General features: G+C 44.0%; 16 protein-coding genes and 1 pseudogene. 7 read left to right on the top strand and 10 right to left on the bottom strand.

Annotated features, from left to right (window positions below; translation table 11 throughout):
* Positions 1-9: 9 nt before the first annotated feature.
* On the bottom strand, positions 10-1,890 hold the full coding sequence (gene htpG / locus G4P54_RS20475) for a molecular chaperone HtpG (RefSeq protein ID WP_167873717.1): 1,881 nt from the start codon (positions 1,888-1,890) through the stop codon (positions 10-12).
* A gap of 168 nt (positions 1,891-2,058) precedes the next feature.
* Positions 2,059-2,310, bottom strand: coding sequence for a hypothetical protein (locus G4P54_RS20480; RefSeq protein WP_167873718.1), 252 nt, complete (start codon positions 2,308-2,310; stop codon positions 2,059-2,061).
* Between the two features lie 115 nt (positions 2,311-2,425).
* Between G4P54_RS20480 and G4P54_RS20485 the strand changes: the two genes are divergently transcribed.
* Positions 2,426-3,247, top strand: a complete 822-nt coding sequence (locus tag G4P54_RS20485; RefSeq protein ID WP_167873719.1) for an SDR family oxidoreductase — start codon at positions 2,426-2,428, stop codon at positions 3,245-3,247.
* 686 nt (positions 3,248-3,933) lie between these two features.
* On the opposite strand, the gene G4P54_RS20490 is transcribed toward G4P54_RS20485, so the two are convergent.
* The gene (locus tag G4P54_RS20490) at positions 3,934-5,076 is read right to left on the bottom strand and encodes a TetR/AcrR family transcriptional regulator (protein WP_167873720.1); all 1,143 of its coding nucleotides are present in this window, start codon (positions 5,074-5,076) and stop codon (positions 3,934-3,936) included.
* A gap of 140 nt (positions 5,077-5,216) precedes the next feature.
* On the opposite strand from G4P54_RS20490, the gene G4P54_RS20495 reads away from it, so the two are divergent.
* Together G4P54_RS20495 and G4P54_RS20500 are read left to right on the top strand one after the other, a co-directional pair.
* Positions 5,217-6,554, top strand: a complete 1,338-nt coding sequence (locus G4P54_RS20495; RefSeq protein ID WP_167873721.1) for an aldehyde dehydrogenase family protein — start codon at positions 5,217-5,219, stop codon at positions 6,552-6,554.
* A gap of 203 nt (positions 6,555-6,757) precedes the next feature.
* Positions 6,758-7,225, top strand: a complete 468-nt coding sequence (locus tag G4P54_RS20500) for an RDD family protein (protein WP_087961415.1) — start codon at positions 6,758-6,760, stop codon at positions 7,223-7,225.
* A 40-nt stretch (positions 7,226-7,265) separates the two neighbouring features.
* Here G4P54_RS20500 and G4P54_RS20505 read toward each other — a convergent pair whose 3' ends face one another.
* Positions 7,266-8,498 (bottom strand): outer membrane protein assembly factor BamB family protein, encoded by a 1,233-nt coding sequence (locus tag G4P54_RS20505; protein WP_167873931.1) that lies wholly within the window; start codon positions 8,496-8,498, stop codon positions 7,266-7,268.
* Between the two features lie 99 nt (positions 8,499-8,597).
* The gene (locus G4P54_RS20510) at positions 8,598-9,023 is read right to left on the bottom strand and encodes a DUF5391 family protein (protein WP_167873722.1); all 426 of its coding nucleotides are present in this window, start codon (positions 9,021-9,023) and stop codon (positions 8,598-8,600) included.
* Positions 9,024-9,277: 254 nt separating this feature from the next.
* On the opposite strand from G4P54_RS20510, the gene G4P54_RS20515 reads away from it, so the two are divergent.
* Entirely contained in the window at positions 9,278-9,733 is a 456-nt protein-coding gene (locus G4P54_RS20515; RefSeq protein ID WP_167873723.1) for an RDD family protein, read from the top strand.
* Between the two features lie 28 nt (positions 9,734-9,761).
* Here the strand turns inward: G4P54_RS20515 and G4P54_RS20520 are convergent, their stop codons facing one another.
* Both G4P54_RS20520 and G4P54_RS21740 read right to left on the bottom strand, forming a co-directional pair.
* A complete protein-coding gene (locus G4P54_RS20520; RefSeq protein WP_167873724.1) occupies positions 9,762-10,970 on the bottom strand; it encodes a DUF418 domain-containing protein in 1,209 nt (402 codons plus the stop codon).
* Positions 10,971-11,101: 131 nt separating this feature from the next.
* A pseudogene (locus G4P54_RS21740) lies at positions 11,102-11,186 on the bottom strand (TetR/AcrR family transcriptional regulator); the annotation flags it as partial.
* A gap of 130 nt (positions 11,187-11,316) precedes the next feature.
* Here G4P54_RS21740 and G4P54_RS20525 point away from each other — a divergent pair.
* Positions 11,317-12,387: an SDR family oxidoreductase gene (locus G4P54_RS20525; RefSeq protein ID WP_167873725.1), complete on the top strand. Its 1,071-nt coding sequence runs from the start codon at positions 11,317-11,319 to the stop codon at positions 12,385-12,387.
* A 54-nt stretch (positions 12,388-12,441) separates the two neighbouring features.
* On the opposite strand, the gene G4P54_RS20530 is transcribed toward G4P54_RS20525, so the two are convergent.
* Entirely contained in the window at positions 12,442-12,873 is a 432-nt protein-coding gene (locus G4P54_RS20530; RefSeq protein WP_167873726.1) for a MarR family winged helix-turn-helix transcriptional regulator, read from the bottom strand.
* A gap of 223 nt (positions 12,874-13,096) precedes the next feature.
* Between G4P54_RS20530 and G4P54_RS20535 the strand changes: the two genes are divergently transcribed.
* Positions 13,097-13,495: a CidA/LrgA family holin-like protein gene (locus G4P54_RS20535; RefSeq protein ID WP_167873727.1), complete on the top strand. Its 399-nt coding sequence runs from the start codon at positions 13,097-13,099 to the stop codon at positions 13,493-13,495.
* Positions 13,471-14,163, top strand: coding sequence for an LrgB family protein (locus G4P54_RS20540; protein ID WP_024713294.1), 693 nt, complete (start codon positions 13,471-13,473; stop codon positions 14,161-14,163). The genes G4P54_RS20535 and G4P54_RS20540 overlap by 25 nt, the downstream gene beginning before the upstream one ends.
* 65 nt (positions 14,164-14,228) lie before the next feature.
* Here the strand turns inward: G4P54_RS20540 and G4P54_RS20545 are convergent, their stop codons facing one another.
* Positions 14,229-14,699: a DUF1433 domain-containing protein gene (locus G4P54_RS20545; RefSeq protein ID WP_167873932.1), complete on the bottom strand. Its 471-nt coding sequence runs from the start codon at positions 14,697-14,699 to the stop codon at positions 14,229-14,231.
* A gap of 16 nt (positions 14,700-14,715) precedes the next feature.
* A complete protein-coding gene (locus G4P54_RS20550) occupies positions 14,716-15,228 on the bottom strand; it encodes a DUF1433 domain-containing protein (RefSeq protein WP_167873728.1) in 513 nt (170 codons plus the stop codon).
* Positions 15,229-15,244: the final 16 nt, after the last annotated feature.

Raw genomic sequence — 15,244 nt, forward strand, 5'->3', positions numbered from 1 at the left:
CTTTTTTTATTACACCATAACCTTGCAAATATTGTTCGTAAATTCCACAGGGTCCTGAATCGGCAGGCCTTCGATGAGAAGCGCCTGATTGTACAGAAGGTTTGTGTACAGGCTCAGCTTCTCTTTATCTTGTTCAAACGCGTCCTGCAGCGTTTGGAACACCGCATGATTCGGGTTGATTTCCAGCACTTTTTCCGCCTGTACATTTTGGCTGTCAGGCATCGCGTTTAAGATTTTTTCCATCTCGATTGTCACTTCGCCGTCAGCGGCAAGACAGACAGGATGTGATTTAAGGCGTTTTGAGATTCTGACGTTTTTCACTTTGTCTGACAGAATGTTTTTCATTTCCTCAAACAGATCCTTGTACTTGCTTTCCTCTTCCTCGGACTGCTTTTGGTCCTCATCCGTGTCTATGCCAAGGTCTCCGCTTGATACGGATTTGAATTCTTTTTCCTGATAAGATGCCAGCATTTTAATCGCAAACTCATCGATATCTTCAGTGAAGTAGAGAATTTCATAGCCTTTGTCCGCGACCATTTCCGTTTGCGGCAATTTCTCAATGCGGTCGTAGGAATCACCGGTCGCGTAATAAATGTATTTCTGCTCCTCAGGCATTCTGGATACGTACTCGTCTAAGCTGACCAGTTTTTTCTCTTTGGAAGAGTAGAATAACAAGAGGTCCTTCAATTGATCCTTATTCGCGCCAAAATCATTGTACACACCGAATTTCAGCTGTCTGCCGAACGACTTGTAGAACGTCTCGTATTTCTCTCGGTCTTTTTTCAGCAGGCTTTGCAGCTCGCTTTTGATTTTTTTGCTGATGTTTTTCGCGATCAGCTTCAGCTGGCGGTCATGCTGCAGCATTTCTCTGGAGATGTTCAGCGACAGATCCTCGGAATCGACCATGCCCTTCACAAAGCTGAAGTGGTCCGGAAGCAGATCGGCGCATTTGTTCATGATCAGCACGCCATTGGAATAGAGCTCCAAGCCTTTCTCATATTCCTTGGAATAATAGTCAAACGGCATGTTTTCAGGGACGAATAGAATCGCATTGTAGCGAACGGCTCCATCCACGCTGATATGAACATGTGTGAGCGGTTTATCAAATCCGTAATGCTTTTCAGCGTAGAACGCTTCATAGTCCTCATCTGTCAGCTCACTTTTGTTTTTTCTCCAGATCGGCACCATGCTGTTGACCGTCTGTTCTTCCTGCACCTCTTCAAATTCATTCTCGCTGCCTTCCTTCGGCTTATTAATGGTGGTATCCATTTTGATCGGGTAGCGAATGAAATCGGAGTACTTCTTGATGATCGATTTTAAGCGATATTCTTCTAAGAATTCGTCGTAGTTGTCGTCTTCTGTGTTTTCTTTGATTTTCAGGATAATATCTGTACCGACAGCATCCTTTTCGCAAGGCTCAATCGTATAGCCGTCCGCACCCGCGGACTCCCATTTATATGCCTCTTCACTGCCTAGCGCCTTACTGATGACCGTCACAACATCGGCAACCATAAACGCCGCGTAAAAACCGACACCGAATTGGCCGATGATGTCGTGTCCGTTTTTCAGCTCGTTTTCCTTTTTAAACGCGAGGGAACCGCTTTTCGCAATTGTTCCGAGATGCTGTTCAAGCTCGTCCTTTGTCATCCCGATTCCTGTATCGGAGATCGTTAATGTTCTCGCATCTTTATCAGCTGCGACCTTTATGTAGTAACTGTCTTTATCAAACGTAAGCGCATCGTCCGTCAGCGCTTTGTAATAGATTTTGTCAATCGCATCACTCGAATTGGAGATTAACTCACGCAGGAAAATTTCTTTTTGAGTATAAATGGAGTTAATCATCATATCCAGCAGTCGTTTGGACTCTGCTTTAAACTCTTTTTTTGCCACTGTAGATCGCCCCTTTTTGGTATGTTGTTAGGTTATGTAAACTCTTTTCAGCATCTATTTATCACATCCGGTGACAATTGTCAATCAGATTGATAGATGCATATATATGTAAATTTAACATGATTGAGATGCGCTTTCACTAATTATTCTTGAAAGAAAGACGATTGATCACCCTCTCTTTCTTTCCGCGTCATTCCAACGGCCAAACTCTTTCTTCATCCAAATATGCACCGGGTAGAAAAACAAACTGAACGGTATTAAAAATAATAGATTATGCCATGAAGCATTTAGAAATGCGTGTGCAGTAACCGGAAATGTAATCTCCTGCAAGATAAAAGAGATAACAGTCAGCACAACAAACGCCGATGGAATCGTGACAAAGCAATAAAACTTAAGTTCCTTCTTATGCTGTACTTTCAAAATATACAAACCTCCTAACAATTTCTAATCAATCTTAACATATGTTGGCAGTTCTGTTCCTGCATGTTTATCACTGCACAGAGCGGGAAGACAAATAGAAAAAGGAGGTCTTGTCATGGGAAGACTTGAAAACAAAACCGCAGTGATCACAGGCGCCGCGACAGGCATTGGACAAGCGACGGCAGAGGTTTTTGCCAATGAAGGCGCGCGTGTGATGATTGGGGACATCAATGAAGACCAAATGAAAGAAACAGTTGAAGCAATCAGACAAAACGGAGGACAGGCGGACGCCTTTCACCTCGATGTGTCAGATGAAAACAGTGTGAAAGCTTTTGCTGATCAAATCCAGGAGGCGTGCGGAACGATTGATATTTTGTTTAATAACGCCGGGGTTGATCAGGAAGGCGGAAAAGTTCACGAATATCCCGTTGATCTGTTTGACCGCATTATCTCCGTCGACTTGCGCGGCACATTCCTTTGCAGCAAATATCTGATTCCGCTCATGCTCGAAAAAGGAGGCTCCATCATCAACACCTCCTCCATGTCAGGCCGGGCCGCGGACCTTGACCGCTCCGGCTACAACGCAGCAAAAGGCGGTATCACCAACCTGACAAAAGCGATGGCAATCGACTATGCACGAGATGGCATCCGAGTTAATTCCATCTCTCCGGGTACGATCGAAACCCCGCTGATTGATAAACTTGCAGGCACCAAAGAACAGGAAATGGGCGAAAAGTTCCGCGAAGCCAACAAGTGGATCACGCCGCTCGGACGCCTCGGTAAGCCGAAGGAAATGGCGACAGTAGCACTGTTCCTCGCGTCAGACGACAGCTCATACGTCACAGGAGAAGACATCACCGCAGACGGCGGCATCATGGCGTATACTTGGCCTGGGAAAATGCTGATTGATGAGAAATGGAAGGAAGAGACGAAATAAACATCGTCTCACTAATATAATGAATAGCAAAAAAGGGAGCTTAACCTAATAATACAGGTTAAGCTCCCTTTTTTAGTTTTCTGACAGGAAATGTCTTTTACATATTGTTCATCATATCTTACAATGAATTTAGCATTTATTAGGAGTTGACAGAATGAAATTGTTTTATACCTATATCATTTTTGGAGGTCTCATTAGCATATCTCTTTCTTATTTTTTTCAGTTAGGCATTTTTAATGTTGCTTTATATCTTATCTATTTTAACTATGCACTTTTTTTATATAAACGAGCTAAAAGTGTAAAAGTGTAACGAATCTAAATCAATCTCCATACACAGAAAGCATAATGGAGAAAACGAATCAATAGAAACGCCCTTATTATAATACTCTTGGTCCAGAAAGGTACGTAATTGATGTCTCAAAACAAACTGCTATTTTTCATTTTCTCATTTTCTTCCATCATTCACTTGCTCTTCAATACGATTTTAGCCCCCACTTCAAGCTGGAAAGCTTGGTCGATGAACATTGCTCTAATGCTTATAGCCCTTCTATTTTTAAAGCTCACCTTGAAAGAAAAGAAAGAAATTCAACAGACCAAGTGACGCAACGACACAGAGCCCGGACTGAGTATCCGGGCAAATGTATATTCATTTCAAACTAAAATGAAGTACCGCTGATTTCTTTCGTTTACAGCAATACCACCTTATACTTCTTCACATCCAAAAACTGCAAAAACTCCCTCGCCAGCACTTCCGGTTTATGCTCCTTCCCTTCATCAAGCCGATATGAAATCAGGCCGATTATCATCGCGGATACATAATAGGCGTAAAGCTTTTTCTCGGCAGGCATGTCAGTCTGCTGGTGCAGGTAAAACGATTCCAGTGTTTTGAGCATCTCAGGCACGACATGAGGAACACCCCAGTCCCGATTGAGCAAATGGACAATAGGCATGCGGTCTAAAGCAGAAAGCAGGCTGGCGAGTGACTCCTCCGCTTCGTCCAAAGAAAGCCTATTTGGACTTGAAGCAATCGTCAGGTGATCAATGATCTCCGCACACGATTGCTGAATCATGGCCTGCAGCAATTCCTCTTTGCTGGCATAGTGATCATAAAAGGTTGCGCGGCGGATATTGCTTTTCCGGGTCATGTCAGAAATCGTGATGGCCGCGTAGTCTTTTTTCTCCGCTAACACATCCAGAAAGGCCTTCTGCAGCCCCTCTCTCGTCCGAATCACACGTCTGTCGATTTGCCTGTCCTCCCGCCGCTCTCCTGACACAGCCTGTCCAAACAGCCAATAAAACCGCTTTTGAGAAACAAGCTCCCATACCTTTTGGCTGATGGCTTCCGGAGACGCGTCCGCATCCTCATTCAGCCAATACAGGATAATCGCGTACGTGTACAAGGCTCGGTAATGTCCGTAAATCTCCTGTTCGATCGACGTCAGATTCACATTCATCGGTGCCAGCAACACATCCTGCTGAAATACATCCTTAAAAAAACGATGGGCATTTCCTCTATTCATCATCGTGCCAAAGAAGGATCGATGCTCATGAACAAAGGACAGAGTCGGATGCACCGTTTGCCGTTTTTGATTTAAATGGAGGGTATCCATATGCTTAAAGGCGTCATAGAGCGCTTTTCCCAGCCCTTCCTTCATGTCTTCAATCACATCCTCAATGATGGAAAACTTGTCTTCATAATAAAGGTAGAGCGTCCCGCGGCTCACTTTCGCCTTTTCAGCAATTTCCTTCATTGTGATGTGTTGAATATCTCTTTCTTCCAATAAGGCCAGCAGTGCCTCTTTCACATGAGCTTCAGCCGATTCCGGCATAAAAGACACCTCCAATCTTAGACAAATGTTCGATATATGTACGGTAACGTATAGATGGTTCACCGTTGTCTTTCTTACAGAAAAGGTACCACTTTATAATAGGTCCGAGAAAAGAAGAAAGCAAATGAGGGGGATTTACAATGGAACAGCAAATAAAAGACGACATCCAGCGTGTCTTTCAGCTTCAGAAAAAACAGCAAAAAGCATTGCGCGCTTCAACAGCGGAACAGCGCAGAGAAAAGCTTCAGCGCTTTTTAGATTCCGTCATCGCCCATGAAGAAGAAATCATCGAAGCGATCCGCAAAGATGTCCGCAAACCATATCACGAGGTCAAAAAAGCGGAAATCGAAGGAACAAAAAAAGCGATTAGAGATAATATGAACAACCTGGAAAAATGGATGGCGCCTAAAGAAGTGGGTTCATCGTTAAGCCCCGACGCGAACGGGATTCTCATGTACGAGCCAAAAGGCGTCACACTTATCCTTGGCCCGTGGAACTATCCGTTTATGCTGACGATGGCGCCGCTTGCTGCTTCTCTCGCAGCCGGAAACAGCGCGATTGTGAAGCTATCCGATTTTACGATGAATACAAGCAACATTGCCGCAAAAGTAATCCGAGATGCTTTTGATGAAAAAGAAGTCGCGATTTTTGAAGGAGAGGTTGAGGTGGCAACCGAGCTTCTGGACCAGCCGTTCGACCACATTTTCTTCACCGGAAGCACAAATGTCGGAAAAATCGTCATGACAGCGGCTGCCAAACACTTGGCATCTGTCACACTTGAGCTTGGCGGCAAGAGCCCGACAATCATTGACAGTGAATACGATCTCATGGACGCAGCGAAAAAGATCGCCGTCGGCAAATTCGTAAACGCCGGCCAAACCTGCATCGCACCTGATTATCTTTTCATCAAAAAAGATGTGCAAGACCAGTTCGCGGGCATTTTACAAACAATCGTCAACGCGGGATTTATGCAGGATGATCACAACCCAGACCGCAGCCAATTCACGCAGATCGTCAATGACCGCAACTTCAACCGCGTCAAAGACCTGTTCGACGACGCTATCGAAAAAGGGGCGGAAGTCGTGTTTGGCGGCGTATTTGATGCCAGCGACCGCACGATCTCTCCAACCGTTTTGAAAAACGTCACGCCTGACATGAAAATCATGCAGGAGGAAATCTTTGCACCGATCCTGCCGATGATGAACTATGAAGACATCGACCAGGTTATCGATTACGTAAATGACCGCGACAAACCGCTTGCGCTTTATGTATTCAGCCATAACCAAGACCTGATCGGCAACGTCCTTCAGCATACGACTTCGGGAAATGCCGCCATCAATGATGTCGTCGTCCATTTCAGTGACGTCAACCTGCCATTCGGCGGCGTCAACACAAGCGGAATCGGCTCCTATCATGGGGTATACGGATTTAAAGAGTTTTCTCATGAGAAGGGTGTATTCATTCAAGCCGTTAAATAAACATGTGAAGGGAATCTGCATGATCTTGCAGGTTCTCTTTTTTATCATTCTATTAACCTGAATAAAAAAGGGGAAATAAAGAAGTAAATAGTAGTAAAATACTATTTTACTACAAGACCAAATTCCTCTAGTGAATTTCATTGAAACCGTACAGCTGCTAACGTATAATATTCCAGGAAACTTCAAAGGAGAGAATTTTATACATGGAAAAACCAGCTGGATTTTGGATTCGGGCAGTTGCCTCAATTATTGATGATTTGATTATCTATTTTTTTGCTTTTATTATGATCCAAATTAATACCTTCATTGTCCTGCCTCTCATTGATGCAGGGAGCTCCTATATGACAGAAGATCAATATAAATTTTTTATGCTGATATTCGGGACAATCCCTGTTATCGCCATCATATATATCTTCGGCATTCTTTATTATAGCTTGCTGACTTCTTCAAAAATGCAGGCAACACTGGGCAAAAAACTCATGGGCATCATCGTTGTCAATCAGTATGGCGAGCGAATTTCATTTTGGCACAGCTTCGGCCGTTTCTTCGCTTACATACCATCAGGAATTTTGTATATCGGTTACATCATGGCGGCTTTCCCCTCAAAACTGGCATTACACGATTATATTTGCGGGACAAAGGTTGTCTATAAAAATAAAAATCTTGATTGATGAAAAAAAGGCTGCCGAGTTCACCTCGCCAGCCTTTTTATTATTTCCCAAAAGCCATCAGCTTCGTATAGCTTCCAATATAAAGCGTTCCGTCCTCAGCGAGCTGAGGAGAAGACACGACGTTGCTGTCGGTTTGATAGCTCCATAGCTCATTGCCGTTTGCGTCCGCCGCATAAATCTTCATATCATCAGATCCAAAATAAACGGTTCCCTTCGCGTCAATCAGCGGTGCCGTTCTGACAGGGCCTTCTGTGTAGAATGACCAATTCATTTCCCCGTTTTTGCTGACGGAAAACAGCTCGCCGCTTCCTGAGCCGATATAGATGTTGCCGTTATGGTCGATCGCAGGCGATGAACTGGCGAACCCGTTAAGCGGGAATGTCCATTTTAAGCTGCCTGTTGACGTATACGCATACAGCTGTCCGTCTTGGTTGCCGGCATAAACGGTGCCATCCTTATCAATCACCGGATATCCTTTAAACGCATTTGACGTCGTTCTGGACCATTTCACCTGTCCGGTTCCGGAATTAATCGCATAAAACACGTTATTGTATGTGCCGACATACACGGTGCCGTTTTTAGCAAGCACCGGCACAGAGCTGACGACACCATTTGTTTTCAACTTCCAGCGCTCCGTCCAAGTTGATTTAGACGTCGGTTTAATCGCATGAATATAGTTATCAAGTGTTGAGAAGTACAACGTCCCGTCTGAACCGATCACCGTTTCAGAGCTTGGCCCGCCGCTTAACGGAACCGTTGTCAGGATTTCGCCTGTTTCCTTATCTATAAAATAAATCTTTTTGTCATAGGATGCCAGATAGATAACGCCATTGGTTCCGAGTACTGGAGATTGCGTGTATGTTTTCCCCAAATTGCCCGTCACCCATTTGACTGAGCCGTCCGGATTAAAGGCCTTCATTTCCCCGTCTCTGGAATGAAGATATATCGTGCCGTCTCCATCAACTACAGCCCCAGCACCATTTTGCGGAGTCGTTCTGATATCGTTTTGCCATTTCAGCGTCCCGTCTGTATCGCCAGCGAATCGGCTCTCGCGTGACCAGTTAAACATGGCAGGCGCCATAGCTTGTACATCATACCTTCCTGTCAAAAAGCCGGATGCTCCATTATTTTGAGAAAACACCGTTTCCGCCGCATAAGCAGCTGTCGGCTGAAGAACCTTTGCAGCGGGCATATCAGAAACAGCACCGGCCGAAACAGCCGCCGCCACCGCAGCTCCCGCTATCAAAGTTTTCATACGAAATGACTTAACCATCATTGAGACCCCCATTTTATGTATTTTCTAATATGTGACCATCATAACATATTCATCCATTTTTTCATTTCCTTTCACAAAAACAACACAACTAGAAAACTATGTAAGATGGTTTGCTGATGTTTTTTCGGCAGTTGAACGAAATGCAGCCACAAACCAAATGACGTTGGCAGCCGCAGCAGCGAGACTAACCCCCATCACAAAGATTACCTCGGAAAGCTGATGGTCACTAAAGAGGCTAAACATTAAGATAAAACCGGCCGAAGACAAATGGATCAGCACCCCAAAGCCGCAAAGCACCGCCATGACAAACCTCATTGCCTCTACTCCAAGCATGTACATGAGAAAAGGAATGAAATACAGTACAAGAATCATACCGACAGCTGACCACATGCCAACTGAATTAAACTGATTGGCCGCTCCTCCCGTCCCGGCCAGTGGCGAAAGTGAAGCTGCCACAATCACTGTGCAAAATAGAAACGCAGAAATGGCTGTCATGATCGCCACGCTGTTTTTTCTGGACATCAAACTCCTCCTCCGAATAGAAATATTAACCTTTTTATTATAATGAAGCCGGGTGGGAAATTCATTATATTTTAAAAAATCCCAGAAATGATACGTAAATCATATGGATATTACTAGTATATTCATATAGTAAAAACAAAGGAGAAAAGACTCATTTTTCAGGCATATCAGGATTTTATCACCATATCATATTGCACATACTTTTCTTTCAAAGTATACTATTCCAGATTAATTCAAAGGAGAGAGAAAAATACATGGAAAAAACAGCAGGATTTTGGATTCGTTTTTTAGCTTATTTTATTGATGGCATTATTATATCTGTTCCTAGTTATATTATTCTATTTATGATCAATACTGTGTTTGTAGCTGGATCTGTGGCAACAAACCCTTACATGACGGAAGAGGAGTATATGGTGAAATACATGACGCTTGCATTTTTCCCTACCATGCTGATCATGCTTGTCATCTGTGTATTATATTATGGTCTGCTCACAGCTTCTAAAATGCAGGGCACACTCGGCAAAAAAATTCTTGGCCTGAAAGTGGTCAATGAACAAGGCGGACGGGTTTCTGTCGGACAGGCAATCGGCCGTTACTTTGCGTACATTTTATCTGGAATCATCTTTTATATCGGTTTTATCATGATCGCCTTTGGCGAGAAAAAAGGCCTGCATGACATCATTTGCAAAACTCGTGTCGTGTATAAATAATAGAAAAAAGTCTAGAGCCAATAGGCATCTAGACTTTTGTTTTCTTTACAATAGGCTGCCACGACAGATATGTAGTGCTTCTCCACAGCCACTCAAGCGGCCCCATCCGAAATATCCGAAGCCAAAGGTGGCTGAAGACCATTTGAACGGCACAAACAGCAATCGTAATGAGCACGCCGGCGGCAGGGTACACTTTCCCGTATAACCCCAAGCCGTAATGATAGAATATCCACGTACACACGATAGACTGCATCAGATAATTGGTAAATGCCATCCGCCCAACAGCGGAGAATGATTGCAGCACTGTTCCCACTCTTGTTTTATGATAAACAAAAACAACCGTTGTGGCATAGAAAAACATGAGGAAAGGCGCGCCAATCAGGAAGAATATTTCCTTATCCGTTATACTGTACAGCGCTTGAGCGCCGATGCCGATGACTAGCCCAGCCAGCCACATTCTTTTTAAGCCTTTACGATGCTTTCCGGGTTCATGCAAATATCGTGACTTCGCCGCAGCAGCCCCCAGCAAAAACATGCTGAAATAAGGAATAGATGCAAAGAAGAAGTTGAGCGGGTTATACGTCAGCATGCCATTCGAAGACATGTAAACAAGACGATCATGGATCCGCTGTTCCGCAATGTCCTTCAAGCTGCCGCTTCCGTAAACATGGAGCGCTTGTTTTGCCTGCTGGATTACCGCTTGTGCCCATTCCTGTCCGTTTGATTGATCAAAGCTGGTCAACATGAACGGAAGCGAAAACAGGAGATACAAAGAAACCGCCCATATCAGCAGCGTTTTCGGCTTTGCTTTTCGAAATAAGAGCAGGACAAAGCCGAGCAAGGCGTATTCCGTTAAAATATCCCCGTCCCAAATCAAAAAGGCGTGAACCGTTCCAAATAAGAGGAGCGCCGCTAACCTTCTCGCATATAGCGGAGCAAACCGCTTCCCTTTGCTTGCGGCCCTCTCCATCATGACAATCATGCCGAATCCAAATAAAAAGGAAAACAATAAAATACATTTTGTTTGAATGAAAAATGTCAAAATGTCGGCTGCCGCAAAATCAGCCTCAGACCACTTTTCCGTAAAAAAATTCTCTTTTCCAAGCATAGACAAATACATATCCGGATAACTGAAGTGTGCCAGATTGACAAATAAGATGCCGAAAATCGCCATTCCCCTCAGCACATCCAGAACGCCAATCCGCTCATTTGCCAAAGTCGGCTGTAATGAAGACATTGCCATCACGCTCCTTTTTTCTGTACCTTAATGGTATGAAAAAAAGGAGCGCAGAAACATCGATTTAGGTGTCAGGCTGGCATGGCAACCTTACAATCCTGTCATCTTAATGTGCAATCAATTTACCTATAAACCGCTTCAATTGCTAATTCTTCTTTGCCATTCGGAGTGATACCACCCTTGCAGCTGGAACAGACGTGACGCTGTGTGAAGCACGTGAACATTCCCTCCTAGGTACGGCGGAGCGACTTATATCAATAAAAAAAGAACCCTGTGAATGTCAAAAAGGCTAAGAACCTTCTGAATGGGGTAAAGGTACAAAAACAGCGTTCAGGAGGGATTCTTAATGGCAAACGATGATGCAGTCACACATACAGAACAGCTTGAACAGCAGAACCCTGGCATGAACACGAGACTCAAGCTGAAAAAACTCAAAGATCAAGTGATCGTCATTACCGGCGCTTCAAGCGGTATCGGACTTGTCACGGCACGTATGGCAGCTGAAAAAGGCGCCAAGGTCGTGGCAGCAGCGCGAAATGAAGACGCGCTGAAGGAGCTCACTGATGAACTTAAGGAAAAAGGGCACGACGCCATATGGGTGCAAGCGGATGTCGGAAAAGAAGAAGACGTCAACCGCATCGCAGAAACCGCAATCAGCACATTCGGCCGCTTTGACACATGGGTCAACAATGCCGCTGTCTCGATCTTTGGACACGCCATGGACGTCACCGTTGATGACATGAAGCGCATGTTCGACACAGATTTCTGGGGACCTGTTTACGGAACAAGAGCAGCCGTCAAACACTACACAAGCAGAGGCGTGCCGGGTGCACTCATCAATGTGGGAAGCCTGTTCGGCGACAGGGGAACCGTCATTCAATCCACATACGCCTCAGCCAAATTCGCGCTTCACGGCTGGACGGAAAGCATCCGAATGGAGCTCGAAAAGGAACAGGCGCCCGTCTCGGTTACGCTCATCCATCCGGGCAGAATTGACACGCCTTACAACGAACACGCGCACAGCTGCCTCGACAAACAGCCGGCGCATTACCGCTCCATGATCTACCCGCCCGAAGCAGTCGCTGAAGCCATCCTGTTTGCCGCCGAACATCCGAAGCGCGACATGTACATCGGCTCACAGGCAAAAGCATTCGCCATACTGGGCGCTCTTTTCCCCCGGCTGACTGACAGACTGATGGAAAAAATCATGTACCGCAGCCAGCATGCCGAAAGACCTTCCAAATCGCGGGAAGAAAGCGCGCTTTATGAAGCGGGGTACGGCATGCATGACAGAGGTACGAATAAAGGATGGATGCGGTCAAGGAGCTATTATACGAAAGCGACAAAACGCCCGATTTTATCTGCGGCTGCAGTGGCCGGACTGTTGGCTTGGGCTGCCGTCAAACGAAGCAGATAATCTCTGACCATAAGAAAAACCCATGCTGTTTCATCGAGCACATGGGTTTTTTCATTAATCAATAAAGGCTTTGTTCATACGCTGCAAAAGCTCGCCGAACATCTCTTTTTCCTGCGCTGACCATTCTTTCAGCATTTGTTCATAACGTTCAAGGCGCTTTTGCTTATCCGCTTTTAATGTTTGTTTCCCGAGCTTTGTAATGGTAAACAGGCTGACTCTGCCATCGGATGGGTCTGAGAAACGATAGATGAGCTCCTTCGCCTCTAGTGCCGCCGCTTGTCTTGAAAGAGTAGAGATATCCAGTTTAAACGAATCGGCCAATTCCTTTACGCGGGCAGGCCCAAACTCATCCAATTGCCTCAGCAATAAGTACGAAGATCTCTCCAAATTCCCTGTTCTTTTCTCTGATTGATCCAGATACACTGCTCTCCTGATAAAAGTCGTCAGCTCATATTCAATTCGTTCAACTGAATTCTGTTTTTCCACTCGCTCTCGCTCCCCATTCCAATCTCCGATATTGACAACATCACATATACTTGTATAATACAAATGTATATCAACTGAATAAACTAAATGCATATTACTCATTTCATTATTATACTTGTATAGTACAATCATATAAAAAGAAAGTAAAGTGATTCCTCAGAACCCGCGTCAAAGCAAGTCATCAGAAAGGAGGAAGCTGTTCGATTTTTAGAGCAGCCTTGATGTGAAAACCATACGGATTATTTTGCAAGTATTGATATTATATGTATTTTTTATGATCGGGGAAGCCATTCAGCATCTGCTTCATTTACCGGTGTCAGGAAGCATAGTCGGGTTAGTATTGCTGCTGATCTGCCTTGGTCTCCGTATTGTTCCTGTTTCCATTATTGAAGACGGAGCAGGATTTTTATTGTCCTTTCTTCCATTATTGTTCATACCTGCTATGACAGGAGTGATGAAATACCCGTCCCTTCTGTCATTAAGTGGTTTGATGCTGCTGATTACAGTCGTTCTCAGCACCATCGTCACGATCAGCGCGGCTGGATTCGCCAGCCAGTTATTGGAGAAAAAAGCAAAAAAACGTGAGGAGAAAGAGAAATGCAGCAAGCATGTATCGCAATGATTATCATTCTTTTAACAGTTGCCGCTTATGTAGCGATGGTCAAACTCTATAAGCGATTCCCGCTTCCATTCCTTATCCCTGTTCTGACAACGACAATATTGATTGTCACGGTTTTGATTCTATTCCATGTTTCGTATCAGGACTATATGATCGGGGGAAAATGGATCAATTCTTTGCTTGGGCCGGCTGTTGTGGCACTCGCCTATCCGCTTTATAAACAATGGCATATCATTGTCAAACATTGTGTTCCCATCATAGGCGGCGTACTGGTCGGACTAGGCATGGGAATGATCAGCGGGCTGATCTTCGCGGAAGCACTCGGGATTGATCATGATCTCTTATTATCCATTCTGCCGAAATCGATCACAACCCCTGTCGCCATTCAAATCGCCGCCGGTCTTGGCGGTGTCCCTTCCATGACAGTCGTCTTTGTCATGATTGCGGGCTTTTCAGGCGTCATCCTCGGGCCGCTTGTCCTAAAATGGCTTCGCATACGCAGTTCACTTGGCCAAGGCATCGCATTAGGAAGCGCCTCCCACGCACTGGGCACCTCAAAAGCATTCGAATACGGAGAACTGGCCGTCTCCATGAGTTCCGTCTCCATGACGCTTTGTGCGGTCCTTGGCTCATTTTTTGGGCCGCTCGTCGTCTGGCTGTTTCATATATAATTAAGAAAGACTGCCCCGGAGGAGGGCAGTCTTTTTTGGGGATACAAACCGGCCTTTTTGCCTGTTTATTTTAGTTCTCCGATATCTCTTAAATATTGTTCACGCTCTTTTTTATCAGGGTATGCGGTTTTGATGTATTCTTCTTTTTCTTTCTTGCTGTATTCGCTCCAGTCTGTAAAACGGTTACCTACATCCTCAGGGTAACTCATTCCGTCCACTTTATTGGAATCATAAATTAAATCTGCTGAGAAGTAAAACTTATCTGGATTGTCATTTATATATCCATTTACAATTATTCTTCCCATTGGGTTTATTTCAATTTTATCCTCGAAAGTAATTGTTTTAATAAAGTTGTGAATATCTTCTTCCTTAAGATGTTCTTTAATTTTCGGCTTCATCTTTACAGCGTACTCTTCAGCTTTTTCTTGCTCACTTTTTTCTTTATTAGTAACGTCTGACATTTTTACTATTTTATAAGTGAAGCCACCCATTACAATGAACAAAACAATCACATAAGCTAGTAATTTGAATCGCATTTGTTTTTTCATATTTTTATTTCATTTCACCTATGTCTTTTAAATATTGTTCACGCTCTTTTTTATCGGGATATGCGGTTTTGATATATTTATCTTTTACCTCTTTGCTGTACTCGCTCCAATCTCTGAAACGATCTGATACATCTTGGGAATAGCTTATTCCATCTACTTTATTGGAGTCGTATATTAAATCTGCGGAAAAATCAAATTTATCTGGATTGTCATTTATATAACCATTCACTACAATTCTTCCCATCGGATTTATATTAACTTTATCCTCAAAAGTTACAGACTTTATAAAATGATGAATATCCTCTTTTCTTAGCTCTTCTTCTATTTTCGGCTTCATTTCCTCAACGTATGATTCAGCTTTTTCTTGTTCACTTTTTTCTTTATTATTCATATTTTTTTTACCTCCGGTGACCTCTGATTTTTCTGGTTTATTCAGTTGATGATTAATATAAAAAACACATGTTAGTGAGATTAATAAAACAGCCCCTGCAATTAGTATTTTTTTGGGATTTATCATGGTATTTCATCCTTTT

Origin of the sequence: Bacillus tequilensis (assembly GCF_012225885.1) — a bacterium.
Classification (GTDB): Bacteria; Bacillota; Bacilli; order Bacillales; family Bacillaceae; genus Bacillus; species Bacillus tequilensis.